The sequence below is a fragment of the Alkalihalobacterium sp. APHAB7 genome, assembly GCF_048323755.1.
GTDB lineage: Bacteria > Bacillota > Bacilli > Bacillales > Bacillaceae_F > Alkalihalobacterium.
Genome location: NZ_JBLWFS010000015.1, coordinates 1 through 17,959, shown reverse-complemented (window position 1 = coordinate 17,959; position 17,959 = coordinate 1). Strand labels below are relative to the sequence as shown.

13 protein-coding genes are annotated in these 17,959 nt (G+C 37.2%); 9 read left to right on the top strand and 4 right to left on the bottom strand.

The features are described from left to right. Window positions 1–163: 163 nt before the first annotated feature. Window positions 164–616, top strand: coding sequence for a GNAT family N-acetyltransferase (locus ACNSTQ_RS14705; protein WP_418200571.1), 453 nt, complete (start codon window positions 164–166; stop codon window positions 614–616). A 676-nt stretch (window positions 617–1,292) separates the two neighbouring features. Here ACNSTQ_RS14705 and rarD read toward each other — a convergent pair. Further along, the gene (rarD, locus tag ACNSTQ_RS14700; protein ID WP_418200638.1) at window positions 1,293–2,207 is read right to left on the bottom strand and encodes an EamA family transporter RarD; all 915 of its coding nucleotides are present in this window, start codon (window positions 2,205–2,207) and stop codon (window positions 1,293–1,295) included. A gap of 191 nt (window positions 2,208–2,398) precedes the next feature. Here rarD and ACNSTQ_RS14695 point away from each other — a divergent pair, with 191 nt between their 5' ends. Continuing rightward, window positions 2,399–3,217, top strand: a complete 819-nt coding sequence (locus ACNSTQ_RS14695; RefSeq protein WP_418200570.1) for an alpha/beta fold hydrolase — start codon at window positions 2,399–2,401, stop codon at window positions 3,215–3,217. 66 nt (window positions 3,218–3,283) lie between these two features. Here the strand turns inward: ACNSTQ_RS14695 and ACNSTQ_RS14690 are convergent, their stop codons facing one another. The 3 genes from ACNSTQ_RS14690 to ACNSTQ_RS14680 all read right to left on the bottom strand — a co-directional run bounded on the left by ACNSTQ_RS14690 (window position 3,284) and on the right by ACNSTQ_RS14680 (window position 7,168). Then, on the bottom strand, window positions 3,284–3,796 hold the full coding sequence (locus tag ACNSTQ_RS14690; RefSeq protein WP_418200569.1) for a manganese efflux pump: 513 nt from the start codon (window positions 3,794–3,796) through the stop codon (window positions 3,284–3,286). A 156-nt stretch (window positions 3,797–3,952) separates the two neighbouring features. Continuing rightward, window positions 3,953–5,326: an MATE family efflux transporter gene (locus ACNSTQ_RS14685; RefSeq protein WP_418200568.1), complete on the bottom strand. Its 1,374-nt coding sequence runs from the start codon at window positions 5,324–5,326 to the stop codon at window positions 3,953–3,955. An 87-nt stretch (window positions 5,327–5,413) separates the two neighbouring features. Further along, complete coding sequence (locus ACNSTQ_RS14680) at window positions 5,414–7,168, bottom strand: glycoside hydrolase family 13 protein (protein ID WP_418200567.1); 1,755 nt, start codon at window positions 7,166–7,168, stop codon at window positions 5,414–5,416. Between the two features lie 787 nt (window positions 7,169–7,955). On the opposite strand from ACNSTQ_RS14680, the gene ACNSTQ_RS14675 reads away from it, so the two are divergent. From ACNSTQ_RS14675 to ACNSTQ_RS14645, 7 genes are all read left to right on the top strand, one after another. Continuing rightward, the gene (locus tag ACNSTQ_RS14675; RefSeq protein ID WP_418200566.1) at window positions 7,956–9,257 is read left to right on the top strand and encodes a sugar ABC transporter substrate-binding protein; all 1,302 of its coding nucleotides are present in this window, start codon (window positions 7,956–7,958) and stop codon (window positions 9,255–9,257) included. Window positions 9,258–9,443: 186 nt separating this feature from the next. Beyond that, window positions 9,444–10,775: an ABC transporter permease subunit gene (locus tag ACNSTQ_RS14670; RefSeq protein WP_418200565.1), complete on the top strand. Its 1,332-nt coding sequence runs from the start codon at window positions 9,444–9,446 to the stop codon at window positions 10,773–10,775. 3 nt (window positions 10,776–10,778) lie between these two features. After that, window positions 10,779–11,624: a sugar ABC transporter permease gene (locus tag ACNSTQ_RS14665; RefSeq protein ID WP_418200564.1), complete on the top strand. Its 846-nt coding sequence runs from the start codon at window positions 10,779–10,781 to the stop codon at window positions 11,622–11,624. 231 nt (window positions 11,625–11,855) lie between these two features. Next, window positions 11,856–12,872: a LacI family DNA-binding transcriptional regulator gene (locus ACNSTQ_RS14660; RefSeq protein WP_418200563.1), complete on the top strand. Its 1,017-nt coding sequence runs from the start codon at window positions 11,856–11,858 to the stop codon at window positions 12,870–12,872. A 187-nt stretch (window positions 12,873–13,059) separates the two neighbouring features. Further along, window positions 13,060–14,697 (top strand): glycoside hydrolase family 13 protein, encoded by a 1,638-nt coding sequence (locus tag ACNSTQ_RS14655; protein WP_418200562.1) that lies wholly within the window; start codon window positions 13,060–13,062, stop codon window positions 14,695–14,697. A 104-nt stretch (window positions 14,698–14,801) separates the two neighbouring features. Beyond that, entirely contained in the window at window positions 14,802–16,469 is a 1,668-nt protein-coding gene (locus tag ACNSTQ_RS14650; protein WP_418200561.1) for a glycoside hydrolase family 13 protein, read from the top strand. A 186-nt stretch (window positions 16,470–16,655) separates the two neighbouring features. Further along, complete coding sequence (locus ACNSTQ_RS14645) at window positions 16,656–17,654, top strand: ROK family glucokinase (protein WP_418200560.1); 999 nt, start codon at window positions 16,656–16,658, stop codon at window positions 17,652–17,654. The last annotated feature ends 305 nt before the right edge of the window (window positions 17,655–17,959 follow it).

Below are 17,959 nucleotides of genomic sequence, written 5' to 3'. Positions count from 1 at the left end.
GGTTGATGGACGAAAAAATAGAGCAAACCAAATGCGTCTAAGCAACGTTTTGTGTAAAATGAGTATAGTATGACTAACTAATTTACAGGACAATCGAAACGATTGGTGATTTCTTTCAAACTTAATCAATCGGACCTTGATCCATATACATAGAGGTGGAGACATGGAGTGGAAATATAAAACATTTGAAGAACTGACAAACCTAGAAGTGTACAATATATTAAAAGAAAGAACGAATGTATTTGTCGTCGAACAAAATTGTCCTTATGAAGAAGTGGATGGATTCGATCTAGTTTCCCATCATTTATTTAAAGAGTTGAATGGTGAGATTGTTGCTTATTTAAGAATACTTCCTAGACATTCAAAGTATAAAGAATGTTCGATTGGAAGAGTCATTGTTAAAAAAGAATTTAGGGGAACGGGGCTAGCTAAAGAAATGCTTGAACGTGCGATTACTATAATTGAAAATGATTTAAATGACACCGAAATTAAAATTCAAGCCCAACACTATCTGGAGCATTTTTACGGATCATTTGGTTTTAAAACCATTTCGGATGTGTATTTAGAAGATGATATTCCTCATATTGATATGGTCTATAAAAGTAGTGAGAGATAAGCTCATACGAATTAAAAAAACCACGACCCTTATAAGCTAAGTAGTTTGGCTTTCGTGGAGATACATTGTAAAGAACATATGAACTAGCATATCAATGAACATAGTAATTGGTATGCTGTTTATGGTTAGTACTAAAGATATTTAGATGAACGAGGCAGTTGTAACAGCAATAAAGAAGCAGTGTCCCTCATAAAGCTGATGAAGGACAAAACAAGGTAGGACTGCAAGTGGAGTGTCCCTCATAGAGCTGATGAAGGGCAAAACAAGGGTAGAAATGCAAGTGAAGTGTCCCTCATAGGGCTGATGAAGGACAAAACAAGGTAGAAGTGCAAGTGAAGTGTCTTTCATAGAGCTGATGAGGGACAAAACAAGGGTAGAAGTGCAAGTGAAGTGTCCTTCAAAGAGCGAATGAAGGACAAACCAAGGTAGAAATGCAAGTGAAGTTCCCTCATAGGGCGGATGAAGGACAAAACAAGGTAGTAATGCAAGGAGAATGGTCTTCATAGGGGTTAAAAACGGTATGTTTTATAAGTGTAATAATAAATTTTAAAGGTTGGGATAAATTTTAGAAAACCCAACCTTTTTTGTGCGGTGATTATATGGTTAATTTTGCTGTTTTTTGATTTAGTTTTCTCCATGTTAGCGGAACTACTTATTTATAAAGAGTGCTTCTTTTTTAACCTTGAAACAATTTTTTCTTTTGTAAGAACTTAGGTTCAAGTTTAATAAATAACTTGGTCTTTCCGAATGAAAAGATGAATAGGGCTGACCAAATAAATAAAAACGAGCTAAAATGAGCAAGTGTAAAAGGCTCTTGAAATAATAAAATGCCAAGAAATAACATAATCGTTGGACCGATATATTGAAAAAAGCCAATAAGCGATAAAGGTATTCGTCTAGCACCACTTGCAAATAAAAGAAGTGGGATAGCTGTTGCCACACCTGCGCCAATGAGAAGGAGCATGACTTCTATTCCTTCATTAGTAAATGAATTGGCATTTGACCGAGATAAATGAACTACAAATAGTAAGGCGAATGGCGAAATAAGCAATGTTTCAATTGTTAAACCCGTCATCGCACCAACATTGGCAATTTTCTTACATAATCCGTAGAGGGCGAAACTAATCGCTAACGTTAACGCTGCCCATGGGATACTACCAAATTGCACCGCCATATGTAAAACACCAGTGAATGCTAACACAACAGCAATCGTTTGCCAAAATGATAACTTTTCCTTTAAGACGAGCACACCTAGGATGACTGTGACGATCGGGTTAATATAATATCCAAGACTCACTTCGATTACCCGGTCGTTAGTTACGGCCCAAATAAATAAATACCAATTAACACTTATTATGAAAGAAGCTATGGTAATACTCATCATTTGTTTCGGTTGAGTAAGTATTCCTTTTACTTCTTCTATGAAACTTTTAAACTTTCCGAGTACGAGTAGGATGATAAACATAAAAACTAAGCACCATATGATTCGATGGGCAAGAACTTCATGCGGTGGAATGACGTCCAGCAACTTCCAATAAAGAGGTAATATCCCCCAAAGTACATATGCACCGATAGCAAATAAGACACCCATAAGATGTTCTTTTGACTGATCTTGTTCCAAGTTGACTCCTCGATTCCAATTTTAGTAATTTGTAAGAACATTTTATGGCGATTTTGAACAAAAAGCAAGAATTTTTAATTTCTCTAAATCAAAAGCAAGGTTAAGTAACGTAAAAAATGATAGAATAGTAAACGAATCAGTGAGTAGAGAGGATGCTTAATTTGCCTTCAGTACAAGAGAGTTTGCGCCATAAAATTTTTCCTCACAAAAAATCATTAGACTTACCATGGGTCGTCATGCTTCATGGGCTTGGGGGGAATTCGAAAATTTGGTACAAGCAATTGAAATATTTTAAACAAAATTTTAATGTAATTACAATTGATTTACCTGACCACCATCCTAATCCATCCTTTAAAGAGTGGGAGCAACAAAGTTCTTTTAAAACGTGTGCTCAAATGGTAATTCGAGTGTTAGATGAACATAAAATTCGTAAAGCCCATTTTGTAGGGATTTCTTTAGGGTCTGTTGTCATTTATCAGTTGATGAAAACACACAGTCATCGTTTTCATTCTGCTGTTTTAGGTGGTATGGTCGTTCGCTTTAATATGCTGTCAGCAACGTTAATTCGATTGGGGAGTGCACTTAAAAACTTCGTGCCATACATGTGGCTGTACCGATTATTTGCCCAAATTATGATGCCAAAGAAAAATCATAAGACATCAAGGAGTATATTCATCCAAGAGGCAAAAAAGATGGGAAGAGCCTCATTTTTGCGTTGGTTTCAATTAGCGAATCACGTAAAAGAAACGACGCTCGGTGCACATGTAAACATACCGAAATTATATATTTCTGGTAATGAAGATCATCTGTTTGTACGACTAGTAAGGGAACACGTGAAAAGTGATGAACATGGTAAATTGCATGTGATTGCTAATTGTGGCCATGTATGTAACATTGAAAAAAGTGATGAGTTTAACGAAAAAGCTATTTCTTTCATCAAGTCCAGAGACGAGATTACTAGTTTAATAGAAGCTAAATAAACCTTAAAAAACTCATTCCAGCGGGAATGAGTTTTTGCGTTATTGAAAAATGAGTATCCGTGTTGATTAAAATATGAATTTACTTAAACCCAACGCAATAAAAATGAAACCAGGTAAAACAGCAAGGTACCTAAGTACAAAAGAGTTTCGAATCGTATTTCCTTGCACAACCCCAAATACAATCGCTACAAATAAGAAAATGCCCACAAAGAAGGCGAAACTATACGAACGCCCAGCTAACCCAGCTTGTACGCCATAAGCGAGACCGTCTATATTGATAATGATCGCTAGCCGTATTAAAAAAGAGGGTTGATAGAGGGGAGGATTACTTAGTAATTGATAGGCTCCAATTACGACTAACAAAATTCCCGATAACACTTTGATTGCATATGTGGGAATAAACTCTCCGACGACATTACCAAAAAATAAAGCAATGAGCATAACAAGTGCGGTGAAAATTGAAATAATGGTTAAAGTTGATAACTCAATGCGAATTCTTTTTAACCCAAAAATAAACCCAATGATAAATCCGTCTATACTTAGTAGAAACAGTGAAAACAGAAAGGCTAGTGCTTCCATTTAAAAACTCCTCCTACATTAAGATATTGTTGCAGGTAGGAGGTTATTATAGTTTTTTTATGAAATTATCTGTAGAAAGAAAAGAAGACCTTTAGCCTAGCAATCTCCAATGGGATTTGGAAACTTCTAAATGGCTGTTTGAGTCACCTATCTCTGTTATGCATGTTCTTTTTGTTCCGCCTTTTTCACAAACGACATCTGTTGCCATTTACGACCGCGCCAACGCCACAGCATAAACAGCCCACGTAGCCATTCATCCAAAATAAATGCAATCCATATTCCGACTAAACCTAAACCGAGGTAGATTCCTAGAAAATAAGAAACGGTAACAGCAATACCCCACATCGAGAGAATGCCCATATAAACTGGAAAACGAACATCTCCAGCAGCTCGTAAAGAATTAATAACGACTAAGTTGAACGCTCGGCCGGGCTCAAGAATTATAGTTAAAAGGAGTAATAAACTTCCGACTCTAATAATCTCTTCATTCGTTGTAAAAATGGAAAAGATCACATCACTAAGTAAATAGAATATAATCGCCATACCTGTAGACACCGCTACAGCTATTTTTAAGCTGCGGATACAACGTTTATAGGCATCATCCAATTTGTTAGCACCTACTTGATGGCCGATTAAAATTTGTGTACCTTGCCCAATAGCTACAGAAAAAAGCAAGATAAACATCATGATATTTTGTGTATATACTTTCGTCGTTAAAGCTTCTGTTCCAATCGATGCAATAAAATAAACAATCACAACTTGCGAAGTATTGTAAGCAAGGTGTTCCCCTGCTGAAGGAATACCGATCTTCAGTAAGGATTTAATTTCGTACTTTGGAAAGGACCGTAAAAAAGAGAAGGGTAGATTTCCATTGACGCGTTTATAAAGAAGAACGAGTAATACGATGACGCCAAGTGCGCGGCTAACAACGGTGACAACAGCCACCCCAGTTACACCGAGTTCTGGAAACCCGAACGCACCAAAAATAAAGATATAATTCCCGATAATATTTAAGATGTTCATTCCGATCGTGACATACATCGCATCTTTCGTAAACCCGTGACTACGAATAATCGCGCCAGCTGTCATAATTAATGCTTGGATAAATGAAAATCCTCCAACAATTTGTAAATAAGTGACACCATTGTCCATGAGTTCTGGTGGTAGGTTCATCATTCTTAATAAAGATTCGCTAAAGCAAAAGAGAATAATACTTAATATGAGACCAAAGATGACATTTGCGAATAAGGATACAACAGCAAACCGGTGAGCCTTTTCGCCTTCGTTTGCCCCTAAATATTGTGCAACTAAAATACTTGTACCTGTTGCAATAAACCCAAACATGACGATAATGACTGCAAGCAGCTGGTTGGAAACTCCGACAGCGGCTACAGCATCATCTGAATATTGGCTGAGCATTAACGTATCCGCATTACCCATAATCATATGAAGCATGATTTCGATGAAAATTGGCCATGTAATGGCAAAGAGGGTTAATTTTCGTTGTTGTTGCTTATCGGTTTGAGGCACTTTAATCCCCCTTTCCTTCTGTAGTGTCTCGTTGATTTTGCCTTGGATTACGTGACACTTGTTTAGAGTCACCCTTTATATAAATCGTTACAGCATGATGATATGAAAATCGTATGCTCTTAATTCAATTGTAGAGGCTAGCAGAGTTTTTTGTTGATCCCACAGGTTTCTGGCTTGTTTATTTTGGTATTTTGCCGGAATTGCTATTACTTTTCTTTCTGCATTGTTATTAATCATTACAAGAATTTCGCTTCGTTCATCTTTCTTTCGATACATCAATATATTTTCATCGTCCGAGACAGCGAGAAATTGGAAGTTTTGATTTGTTCGGAATAAATGATTGTTTTTACGTAATGAAATTAATTTTTGGGTAAAAGAGAACATATCCGCGTCTTGTTCTTTTTTATCCCATATCATACATTTTCGACAGCCTGGATCTTGTTCTCCTGTCATACCAATTTCATCTCCATAATAAATACAAGGTGTTCCAGCCATAGTGAATTGAACGAGCATCTGAAGTTTTACTTTGTCTTTGTTGTTGTCACTAATCGTAAGAATTCTTGGTGTATCGTGACTTCCGAGTAAGTTAAATTGTACATTATTAACCGTTTCTGGATATAGATTCGTTACTGCAGTCACCGAATTTGCAAACTCAGACGTACTTATATTGTTTTTAGCAAAATACTCAGTAATTGCCGTCGTTAATGGGTAATTCATCACGGCATCAAACTGATCTCCTTGAAGCCAAGGCATGGAGTCATGCCAGATTTCCCCTAAAACGTAGGCATCAGACTTTGCCTGTTTGACAGTTGACCGAAACTCTCGCCAAAACGAATGATCAACCTCATTAGCAACATCTAAGCGCCAACCATCAATATTAAACTCCTCAATCCAATAACGGGCAACATCTAATAGATACTTTTTAACTTCTTCGTTTTCTGTGTTTAACTTCGGCATTGATGGTACGTATGCGAAAGTATCATAGTTAGCCGGCTCCTCGGCTTTTACAGGGAATCCGTGTAGATGAAACCAGTCTTGATAACGAGAATTTTGTCCTTGTCTTAGCACGTCTTGAAAAGGTTCAAAATAAAAACCACTATGATTGAATACAGCATCTAACATAACACGAATCCCTTTTTTATGGCATTTTTGCACAAGCTTTTTAAAAGTTGCTTTGTCTCCAAATTGTGGATCAATCTCCATATAGTCGATCGTGTCATATTTATGGTTAGAGTAGGCCTTAAATATAGGAGTAAAGTATAACCCTGTGATTCCAAGTTCTTCTAAATAATCTAAGTGGTCAATCACGCCTTGAAAGTCTCCACCAAAGAAATTAGTAGGGGTAGGCACAGTGCTTCCCCAAGGGAGTGCACCTTCTGGGTCAATCGTTGGGTTGCCATTTGCAAACCGCTCAGGAAAAATTTGATACCAGACGGTGTTGTTCACCCAAGCAGGAGGGGAGAATACATCGATTTTATTCAAGAAAGGAAAACAGAAATAATACCCGGCATCTTTTGGTTGGTCTTTATAGAAACCTTTTTCCGTGTAAAAGAGAGACTCATCATCATTTTCAAGAAAAAAGCCATAACGTAGACGACGATGTTCAGGAGAGATAGCGACTAACCAATAATCGTGCAAACCATCACTGCCGTTGAATGTCATTTTTCTTTTTTTCGATACCCAACCTTTTTCCTCATCATTATAATCGTAAGGATCACCGTAGATTAGAAAAACTTGATGTACGTCATTTTTGTTTGTTTTTATTCGAATATGTAGTGTTCTTTCATCTATAGCATAAGCAAATTCATTTTTAGGACGGTGGTAAATGGCTGCTTTTAACATAATTGACACACTCCTTATGTAAGACACAAAATTTGTTTGTTGCTCATCAAGAAATTTACTAACAACGACCATGGTTGTCAAGCGCTTGCGCAAGCTTTAGTATGGACATGTATGGAAGGGAAATATTGGTTTTACAAGAGAAATTATAGCTAAAAAAATCTTTTTAGAAACGATACTATGAACAGGAGATCGATTGTTCTATAACCATAGTGCAATCGATTGCTTTATTTGAAGCAACATCTTCTGTTAAGGATCGTATAATGTACGTGTCGAGGTATGGATACTTCTCCAATAAGGGTACTCTTTAGCACTAGTAATTATACTAAACTGGATAAATGAAAAAAAGAAGAGTTATTACATTAAAGCTAGGACCTATAAACAAAATAAGTCATTTAGGTGACAACAAAAATATTTTCTTAAAAAAGTATTGTCAGTGTAGATATTCGATTGTATAATAAATTCAATAAAGTGCAAGCGTTTTCACATGTATTGTGTGCGTAAGCCTTTTTTTAAAAACTTTTTATGCAAGCGGTTGCTCTAAGGCGTTATAATTTATTTTTCTAATTCCGAAATGAACTAGGATAAATTAGTCTCTAATTTGAATAGAAAATAGCATTGTAATAGAAAATAATTGTATCGTATCGATCAACTATACTTGCTGTGAAAATGTGTACAAGCCTTTATGATCTTTAATCAACTTAAAGGAGGTGTATAGTACTTAGTCGTTTTGTAAGTAAGAGGATGTTTAAATATCTTAAATTAATTCTTTAAAAAGGGGAAATCGATTATGTTCAAAAAGACAAAACTTTTAACGGCTTCTGTGTTGTTAACATCGTCAATGATGCTTGCAGCTTGTGGTGGAGCAGCAGATGAAGAAGTACAAGAAGATACGGGGATCGGTGAAGACACTACTGAAGAAACAGTAGAGGATTTTGAAATCGTTCCAGAAGAGGGTGCAGAGTTACTTTTATGGAGTGACGGTGACCAACAACTTGAATGGGCAGAGTTAATGGCAGAAAAGTTTGAAGCTGAATACGGTGTACCAGTTCAAGTAGAAGAAGTAAACCAAGAAGATGCGCCAGAACGTCTAGCAACTGATGGTCCACAAGGAATGGCTGCTGACGTATTCGCATCAACGCATGACCGTATCGGACGTGCAATCTCAGCTGGTCTAGTAATAGAAAACTTCTGGCCTGAAGAATATAGTAAAGATTTCATGGAAGCAGCTATTACAGCTACTTCATTCGAGGGTGAATTATTCGGATATCCATCTGGTATTGAAACATATGCCCTTTACTACAACACAGACTTAGTAGAAAAAACACCTGAAACAATGGAAGAGCTATTTGAAATGGCTGGTGAGTTAACAGAAGGTAAACAGTACGGATTTATGATGGAGCCTGCTAACTTATACTTCTTATATGGTTTCCTTGGTGGACATGGTGGTTATGTATTTGGTGATGACGGTACGAACCCAGAAGACATCGGTTTAAACAATGCTGGTGCTGTTGCTGGTACTGAAGAGATCTTATTGCCATTAAAAGAGTTAAATCAAGGTATGGCTGTAGAAGATATTACTTATGACGTTAGAACTGGTATGTTTGAAGGTGGGGAATTAGCGTTTGACATCAATGGTCCTTGGGCTGTTCGTGGTTATGAGGATGCTGGAATTAACTTTAACGTAGCTCCACTGCCAATTTTAAGCAATGGTGAAAACCCAACAACTTTCTCTGGGACTCGTGGTTTCTATGTTAATGCTTATTCTGAATTCCCAGATGCAGCGTCTTTATTAGCGAAATTTATCACGAACGAAGAGAACCTTTTAGCAGCTTATGAAATTACTGGTGCATTACCGCCGCGCTTTGCTTTAACAGAGCATGAAGATATTCAAAGTAACCCGATTTCTGTAGGTTTCTTAGAGCAAGCTACTCACGCTGTTCCAATGCCAAACATTCCTGAAATGCCACTTGTTTGGGGACCAATGGAAGCTGCGTTCACAGAAATTTGGAATCGTAACGTTGATGTTCAAGAAGCATTAGACCGCGCAGTAAACACAATTGAAACGGCTATTCGCGAGCAACAACAATAATCAAACTATTAATAATGGTGACTGCATTCCATCTTTATTACTAAAGATGAACTAATCATCAAAATAATCAGTGAGTGTGGTATGAAGGAATAATCCCCCTAACCACCTCACTGATTATCCATTTTACCGACAAAAATTTTAAGTTTTTTGAAAGTTTACTTATTCCGTTTAAAGGGGGAATAATCAATGGCAAATCATTCAGAAATGAAAGTGTCACATAAAGACAAAAGTCATAGCAAAATTGCAGCTTTGCTATCTGTTCTCTTTATGGGACTAGGACAAATTTATAATAAGCAATATTGGAAAGGTATTTCTTGGGCGATATTTGAACTTATTGTATTAATCTTCGCGGTAAGACCTATTATTAGCGGGGTACACGGATTAATTACATTAGGGGAACAGCCGCAGGTTAGACAAAGAGGTCGTATTATCGAACAAGGTGATCATTCAATTCTGTTAATGGCTGAAGGGCTAATGATGGTCATTTTATTACTCATTATCTTAGCTATTTACTACCTAAGTGTTCGTGATGCCTACTTTGTAGGAAAATTACGTGAATTAGGTCAACCCGTTAGCGACTTTAAAACATCTATACGTAACGCATGGGATACAGGATATGCTTATATTTTAATCGCACCAACTGCGACTGCTATGCTTTTGTTAACTGTATTCCCGTTAGTTTTCACAGCATTAATTGCTTTTACGAACTTCTCTTCACCAAACTATTTGCCGCCAAGGGCCTTAGTTGATTGGGTAGGGATCGAACAATTTCTTCGCTTATTTACAATGGAGTCTTGGAGAGGGACGTTCCTTGGAGTCTTTTCTTGGACAATTATTTGGGCAGTTTTATCTACGGTTTTAGTTGTATTTGCAGGTCTTTTTGTAGCTGTTGTTTTATCACAAAAGATTGTTAAGTATCGTAAGTTCTGGAGAAACGTTTATATTATTCCTTGGGCTGTACCAGGGTTTGTAAGTATTCTTATTTTTAGAAATATGTATAATGGTCAGTTTGGTGTTATTAATGAAATGCTAAGAACTGTGGGCTTGAACCCCATTCCATGGTTATCAGATCCAATGTGGGCAAAAGTTGCCGTATTACTGACTAACTTATGGCTAGGCTTTCCGTTCTGGATGGCATTATTTACAGCTGTATTAACAACGATTAGTAAAGAACTTTATGAAGCAGCTGAAGTAGATGGAGCAACAATTGTTCAACAATTTCGGAAAATAACATTCCCGATCGTTATGGTAGCTGCGACTCCGCTAATGGTCTTTACATTCGCGTTTAACTTTAACCAGTTAACGTTCATTTATCTAATGACAGAAGGTGGCCCAACAAACGCTAATTACAACTATGCTGGTCACACGGATATCTTATTGTCATGGATTTTCAAAATGACATTAGATAATGGTCAATATGCGATTGCTTCTGCTGTTGCTTTAGTCGTCTTCTTGATCATTGCTGGATTTGCGTATTTCAATTTACGAAATACCAAAGCCTTGAAAGGGGATGTGTAATAAATGCTTAACCCTAAAGTAAAAAAGACAATCAACATGTTTATTGTATATAGTATTTTAGTTTCGCTCGTTATCATTTGTTTGTTCCCTGTGTACTTTATCTTTATCGGTTCAGTAAACCCTGGATCTTCACTTCACACATCGAGGATTTTCCCAAGTCCTGCAGAATGGAACTGGGGACATTACAAAACTTTATTTGCTGAACATGATTATATTACTTGGTATCGAAATACGATGTTTATTGCATTTTCTAATATGATCATTTCAACGACATTCGGAGTTTTATCTGGTTACGCCTTTTCAAAGTTTAGATTTAAAGGTAAAAAGCAAGGTTTAATGGCAATCATTATTCTTCAAATGTTCCCAACGATCATGGGGATGATTGCAATCTATACTTTATTAGGAACGTTTGGCCTTTTAGATACTCATCTTGGTTATATTCTTGTATTAGCTGCGGGTAGTGTAGCGTTTAATACATGGATTGTTAAAGGTTTCTTTGATGGAATTCCAAACAGTTTAATGGAAGCTGCTCGCATTGACGGGGCATCGAATACGGATATCTTCCTTAAAGTTATGCTTCCACTTGCTACACCAATTATTGCTTTCGTAGCATTTAATAGTTTTGTTGGTGCGAGTATGGACTTCATTATGGCTGAGGTTATCTTGCGTTCAAGCAGTAACTGGACATTAGCACAAGGACTCTTTACTTTAGTTTCAGGTCAAGCTAATAATAACTTTACTGTGTTCGCAGCAGGTGCCGTTCTTATTGCACTTCCGCTAATGATCCTGTTCTTTGTGTTCCAACGCTACATTGTAGAAGGTTTAACTGCGGGTGCTGAAAAAGGATAATAAGTAACAAGAAGGTGATTTCAAGTGTTTAAAGGATTTAAACTACTATCTATTATTTTGTTAGTACTTGCTGGAGGTCTATTCCTATACTCGGCGTTACTCATGTGGATTGTAACAACATCATAAGGGAATTCGTATAAAGTTGATAAAAGTGAGGAAAGGAAAAGATTGTCTAAAGTGGTGCTAACAGCTAAAATATAGATGAAATCACTGTAGAGGAGGTGGATACCGATGGCGGTCACTATAAAAGATGTCGCTAAACGGGCAAATGTAGCACCGTCGACGGTATCTCGTGTTATTGCAAATAGTTCACGTATAAGTGAAAAGACGAAAGAACGTGTTAGGGAAGCAATGAAGGAATTAGGTTATCACCCTAATTTAAACGCAAGGAGTCTTGCCAATAAAAGTACGAAAACAATTGGTGTAGTTATGCCTAATTCGGCTAAAATTGCGTTTCAAAATCCATTCTTCCCAGAAGTTATTCGGGGAATTAGTACGAAAGCACATCAAGAAGGGTTCGGACTGTATTTATCAACAGGTCAATCGGAAGATGAAATTTTTGAAGAAGTAAAGCAAATGGTATATGGGGGGCGAGTAGATGGAATTCTACTACTTTACTCTCGAGTAAATGATAAAGTTATGCCATTTCTTATTGAACAAGGCTTTCCGTTTGTCCTGATCGGCAGACCTTATAATATAGACGAAGACCAAGTAACCTTTGTTAACAATGATAACTTTAAGGCAGCGAAAACTGTAACAGAGTATTTGATGTTACTAGGCCATGAAAAGATTGGGTTTATCGGTGGAAATTTAGATTTTGTCGTAACGATTGATCATCTAAAAGGATATAAACAAGCATTAATTAATGCAAATATCCCTGTTCGAGACGATTACATTGTTCATCATGAAGAATTAGAAAAAGGTGGACAAGATGCGGTTATTGAGCTAATGTCTCTTGAACAACGCCCAACTGCACTTATTGTTGTTGATGATATTATGACTTTTGGTGTGTTGAAAATGCTAGCGGATATGAATGTTTCAGTTCCTGGTGATCTATCCGTAGTTAGCTTTAATAATGTAATGATTTCAGAACTTTCGTCACCTACAATGACAACCGTTGATATTCATATTTATGATCTAGGTTATCAAGCAACGAATTGTTTAATCAGTAAGATTAATCACCCTGACAATGGGGAGAAAAAAGTAATCGTACCTCATAGGTTAGTCAAAAGGCAATCTTGTAAATAGAAGCGGGGATGTCCCATCACAAAGTGCAATTTTTATCCAAAAAGAGTTTGAGAAATGAAGACTTTCTACTAGACGCTTATATGGAATTGAGAATTACGCACTATTGGGACACCCTTCTTTTTTATGGGAATTTTATTCATATAGTTTGTTATTAAAACTATTAGTAAGGAAAAAGGGAGTTATAGACATGAATAAAACGTGGTGGAAAGAGGCAGTCGTATATCAGGTGTATTGGCGCAGTTTCTATGATACGAATGGTGATGGCTACGGCGATTTAGAAGGAGTAATCGAAAAGCTTGATTATATTAAAGAGCTCGGTGTCGATGTGATTTGGTTAAATCCTTGTTATGAGTCACCTGATTTTGATAACGGTTACGATATATCAGACTACAATAGCATTATGGATAAGGCTGGAACCATGGAAACGTGGGAACGTCTTTTAAACGAAGTGCATAATCGTGGGATGAAATTAATTATGGACTTAGTCGTTAATCATACGTCGGATCAGCACCCGTGGTTTATTGAGTCTCGTTCTTCTAAAAATAATCCGAAACGTGATTGGTACATTTGGAAGGATCCTAAGGACAGTGAAAAGCCAAACAATTGGCGCTCTTATTTCACTCCATCGGTTTGGGAATATGATGAAAAAACAGGTCAGTATTACATGCACTCGTTTGCAGTGGAGCAACCTGACTTAAACTGGGAAAACGAAGATGTTCGTCAAGAAATCTATAAAATGATGCGCTTTTGGTTAGATAAAGGCATTGATGGATTTCGTTTAGACGTCATTAACTTACTTGCAAAATTAAAAGGCTTTCCGAGTGTAGAAAATCCAAATGATATCAACTATTTAGGGAATAACCCGGGTATTCACGACTATTTACAAGAAATGAACCGAGAAGTATTGCAGCATTACGATATTATGACCGTAGGAGAAATTCCTTTTGTAACACCAGAAGATGGACTTCTTTATGTAGGAGAAGACCGTAAAGAGTTACATACATTATTCCATTTCGAGGTTGCTGATGATATGCCGACATGGGATATGAAACGGTTTAAAGAAATCCAAACACGCTGGTATGAAGGATTAAGAGGAAGAGGGACAAATTCACAGTTCTTGAACAATCACGATCATACTCGTCAAGTCACCCGTTATGGAAACGACCAAGAGTACCGGATCGAATCGGCAAAACTTTTAGCTACGATGATTCATACACTACCTGGTATTCCATACATTTATCAAGGTGAAGAGATTGGAATGACAGGAGTTCGTTTTAATTGCATAGATGATTATAATGATATCGCGATGAAAAATAAGTATAAGGAAGAAGTTGGTAAAGGTCGTGACCCAGAAGAGGTATTTGAAAGTTTACTACTATTAAGCCGTGATAATTCACGTACACCGATCCAGTGGGATGATACAGACCAAGCTGGATTTACAACAGGAACACCATGGATTAAGGTGAATCCAAATTATAAAGAAATTAATGTAAAGCAAGCATTACAAGACCCTAATTCTGTTTTTTATTACTATCAAAAATTGATTTCATTACGAAAAGAAAATCCTGTCATGATATATGGGGCCTACGAGGATCTTTCTTTAGACGAGGAAAATGTTTATGTGTACACACGTACGTATGGAAGCGAAACATGGTTAGTGATTTTAAATCACGCTGATGTTAAAACGGACTTTTCGCTGCCTACAAACCTGGATACGCAATCGGTGGAACTTATCATTGCTAACTATGCTGATGTAATTGGAGAGGTAGATTTCCAAAATATTAGCCTTCGTCCTCATGAAGCGCGTATATATAGATTAATTTAAGGGAATTCTGAGGGAGAAAAAATATAAAAAATATTATAGTGCAAACGATTGCGCTTGAAGTGTAAATATGCTATTTTTATGGTAGAGAGAAGGAGGCGTTTGCTTTGAAAAAGAAATGGTGGAAAGAAGCAGTAGCTTATCAAATATATCCTCGTAGTTTTATGGATTCGAACGGTGATGGAATTGGTGATATCCAAGGTGTGATTTCAAAGTTGGATTATTTAAAGAACTTAGGAATTGATGTTATTTGGATCTGTCCGATTTTTAGCTCGCCAAATGATGATAACGGTTACGATATTAGTAATTATAAAGGAATTATGGATGATTTCGGAACGATGGCTGACTTTGATCAACTTTTAAAAGAGGTACATGACCGCGGCATGAAATTAATTCTAGATCTTGTGATTAATCATACGTCCGATGAGCACCCATGGTTTATTGAGTCACGTTCTTCAAAAGACAACCCATATAGAGATTACTACATTTGGCACCCCGGTAAAGACGGGAAAGAACCGAATAACTGGGAATCCATTTTTAGCGGTTCGGCTTGGCAATTCGATGAAGCGACAAAAGAATACTATATGCACGTATTTTCCCGTAAACAGCCGGACCTTAACTGGGAAAATCCAAAAGTAAGAAACGACTTATATGAAATGGTCAATTGGTGGTTAGATAAAGGAATTGATGGCTTCCGTGTTGATGCCATTTCGCACATTAAGAAGGTACCTGGTTTCCCTGACCTACCGAATCCAAACAATAAGCGCTATGTCCCGTCGTTGAAAGGACATATGAACCGTGAAGGCATTCATGTTTTCCTTGAGGAACTGAAACGTGAAACGTTTGATAAATATGATATCATGACAGTCGGTGAAGCAAACGGTGTTAAAGTGGACCAAGCGGAAGAGTGGGTAGGCGAAGAAAAAGGTTGCTTCAATATGATCTTCCAATTCGAACATCTTGACCTGTGGGGGAAAAGTACAGATGGAGGTTTAGATCTCCCAGCTCTTAAAAAGACGTTAACGAAATGGCAAAAAGGTCTTGATGGATTAGGGTGGAATGCATTATTCCTAGAAAACCATGACCAGCCACGTTCAGTTTCAACTTGGGGGAACAGTGAACAGTACTGGGAAAAGTCTGCAAAATGTCTAGCAACGATGTACTTCTTAATGCAGGGAACACCGTTTATTTATCAAGGACAAGAAATTGGAATGACCAATGTGAAGTTTCCATCCATTGATGATTACAATGATGTAGCGATTAAGAACTTATATAAAAGTGAAATTGAAGATGGAAAAACCCACGAAGAGATAATGGAAGTTATTTGGAAAAACGGTCGAGATAATTCGCGTACTCCAATGCAATGGAATACGGATGCAAACGCTGGATTTACGACAGGAACTCCTTGGTTGAAGTTGAATGAAAACTTTTCGGACATCAACGTAGAACAGGCCATGCAAGATCCAAATTCAATCTACCACTATTACAAAAAGCTAATTGAACTCAGAAAAGACGGGCCAGTGCTTGTCTATGGGACGTATGACCTTATTGCTGAAGATCATGAGCAAGTATATGCCTATACTCGTACATTTACTGATGAAACTGTATTGGTTATCACGAACCTCTTTGCAGAAGAAACAAAATTTAGCTTCCCAGAAAACTTATTAAAGAAATCAGTACAATTGTTATTGAGTAACTATGATGTTGTTTCAGAAGAGACACTTGAAAATGTCGTATTGAAACCTTATGAAGCAAGAGTGTATAAAATAGTCTAAAATACGTAATAGGTGACGTGCGCAAACGTTTGCAGTTACGGAGTATTAAAATGCCAAAAGGACACTGGAGACAGTGTCCTTTTGGACTATATTTGGACAAAAAGCTGACTATATATATCTAAGGAAATTAAGAATTGCTAAAAATAGACAAGCAAAAAGAGTTAGTATGAACAAGGAGAGGTTTATATGGAGGAGAGATGGCTCGTTGGTGTTGATATCGGGGGGACTACAATTAAACTAGCATTTGTGACCGAAGATGGTGAAGTAGTGACAAAGTGGGAAATTCCAACGGATAAATGTGAAAATGGTCATCGTATACCAACTGACATCGCTATATCAATTGATCAAAAGTTACTAGAATTAAACTCACCTAAAGAAAAATTACTTGCACTAGGTGTTGGCGCACCCGGACCTGTTAATTTTACAGATGGTTCAATTGAAGTTGCTGTAAATCTAGGATGGGAACACTTCCCTTTAAAAGCTCTTCTAGAGAAAGAAACAGCCTTACCGGTTGTTGTTGACAATGACGCGAATTTAGCAGCACTTGGAGAGATGTGGAAAGGCGCTGGAGCTGGAGCTAACGATATGATTTTCGTAACATTAGGAACGGGTGTCGGTGGAGGTATTATTTCAAATGGCAAAATTGTTCACGGTTTAAATGGAGCTGGGGGTGAAATTGGTCACATCACATCGAAGATCAAAGACGGTGCAAGTTGTAATTGTGGAAAAAAAGGGTGTCTAGAAACAATCGCATCGGCAACGGGTATCGTTCGTCTCGCACTAGAGGAAGTTAGCACTACTGCAGAACCTACTAGATTACGAGATGTCTTCGAGCAAACACAATCGTTAACTGCAAAAGACATACTCGATTTAGCGAAAGAAGAGGATGGAGCTGCGAAAAAGGTAATCGATGAAGTGGCTCTGTACTTAGGTCTCGCATTAGCTAATTTAGCAAACGGGTTAAACCCTGAAAAAATAGTCATCGGTGGTGGCGTTTCAAAAGCTGGAGATGCGATCTTAGCGCCAATAAAAGAGTATTTTGTGAGTTTTGCATTCCCTAAAGTGTCTGAAGGTATTGAAATTACAATTGCAACGTTAGGGAATGATGCAGGTGTCATCGGTGCAGCTTGGTTAGCGAAGACGAGTGTCACAGCAAATACAGGTGTAACAACAAATACAGTGTAACAGTAAATCCGTTTCTAACAGCGAATTAGTCTAAACTTTTTTTCGTACATGAGGGGCCCTTATTTGTGTCAAAATGAGTCTTTTTAAAAATTTAGGGCACTCAGAAGCTCTTATTTTATGAAAAAGTGGACGATTTCACAGGAATTCTTACAAATAAGGGCCTCTCAGTTCCATAACAGATAAAGTCCATATAATTGTGTAAAAAGAATAAGCCATATCAATTTCTGGTTACAATGTTTTCAACCACGAAAAACCGTAAAGGAGAAATTGATATGACTCAAATTAAGTTTACCCTAAATATGGAA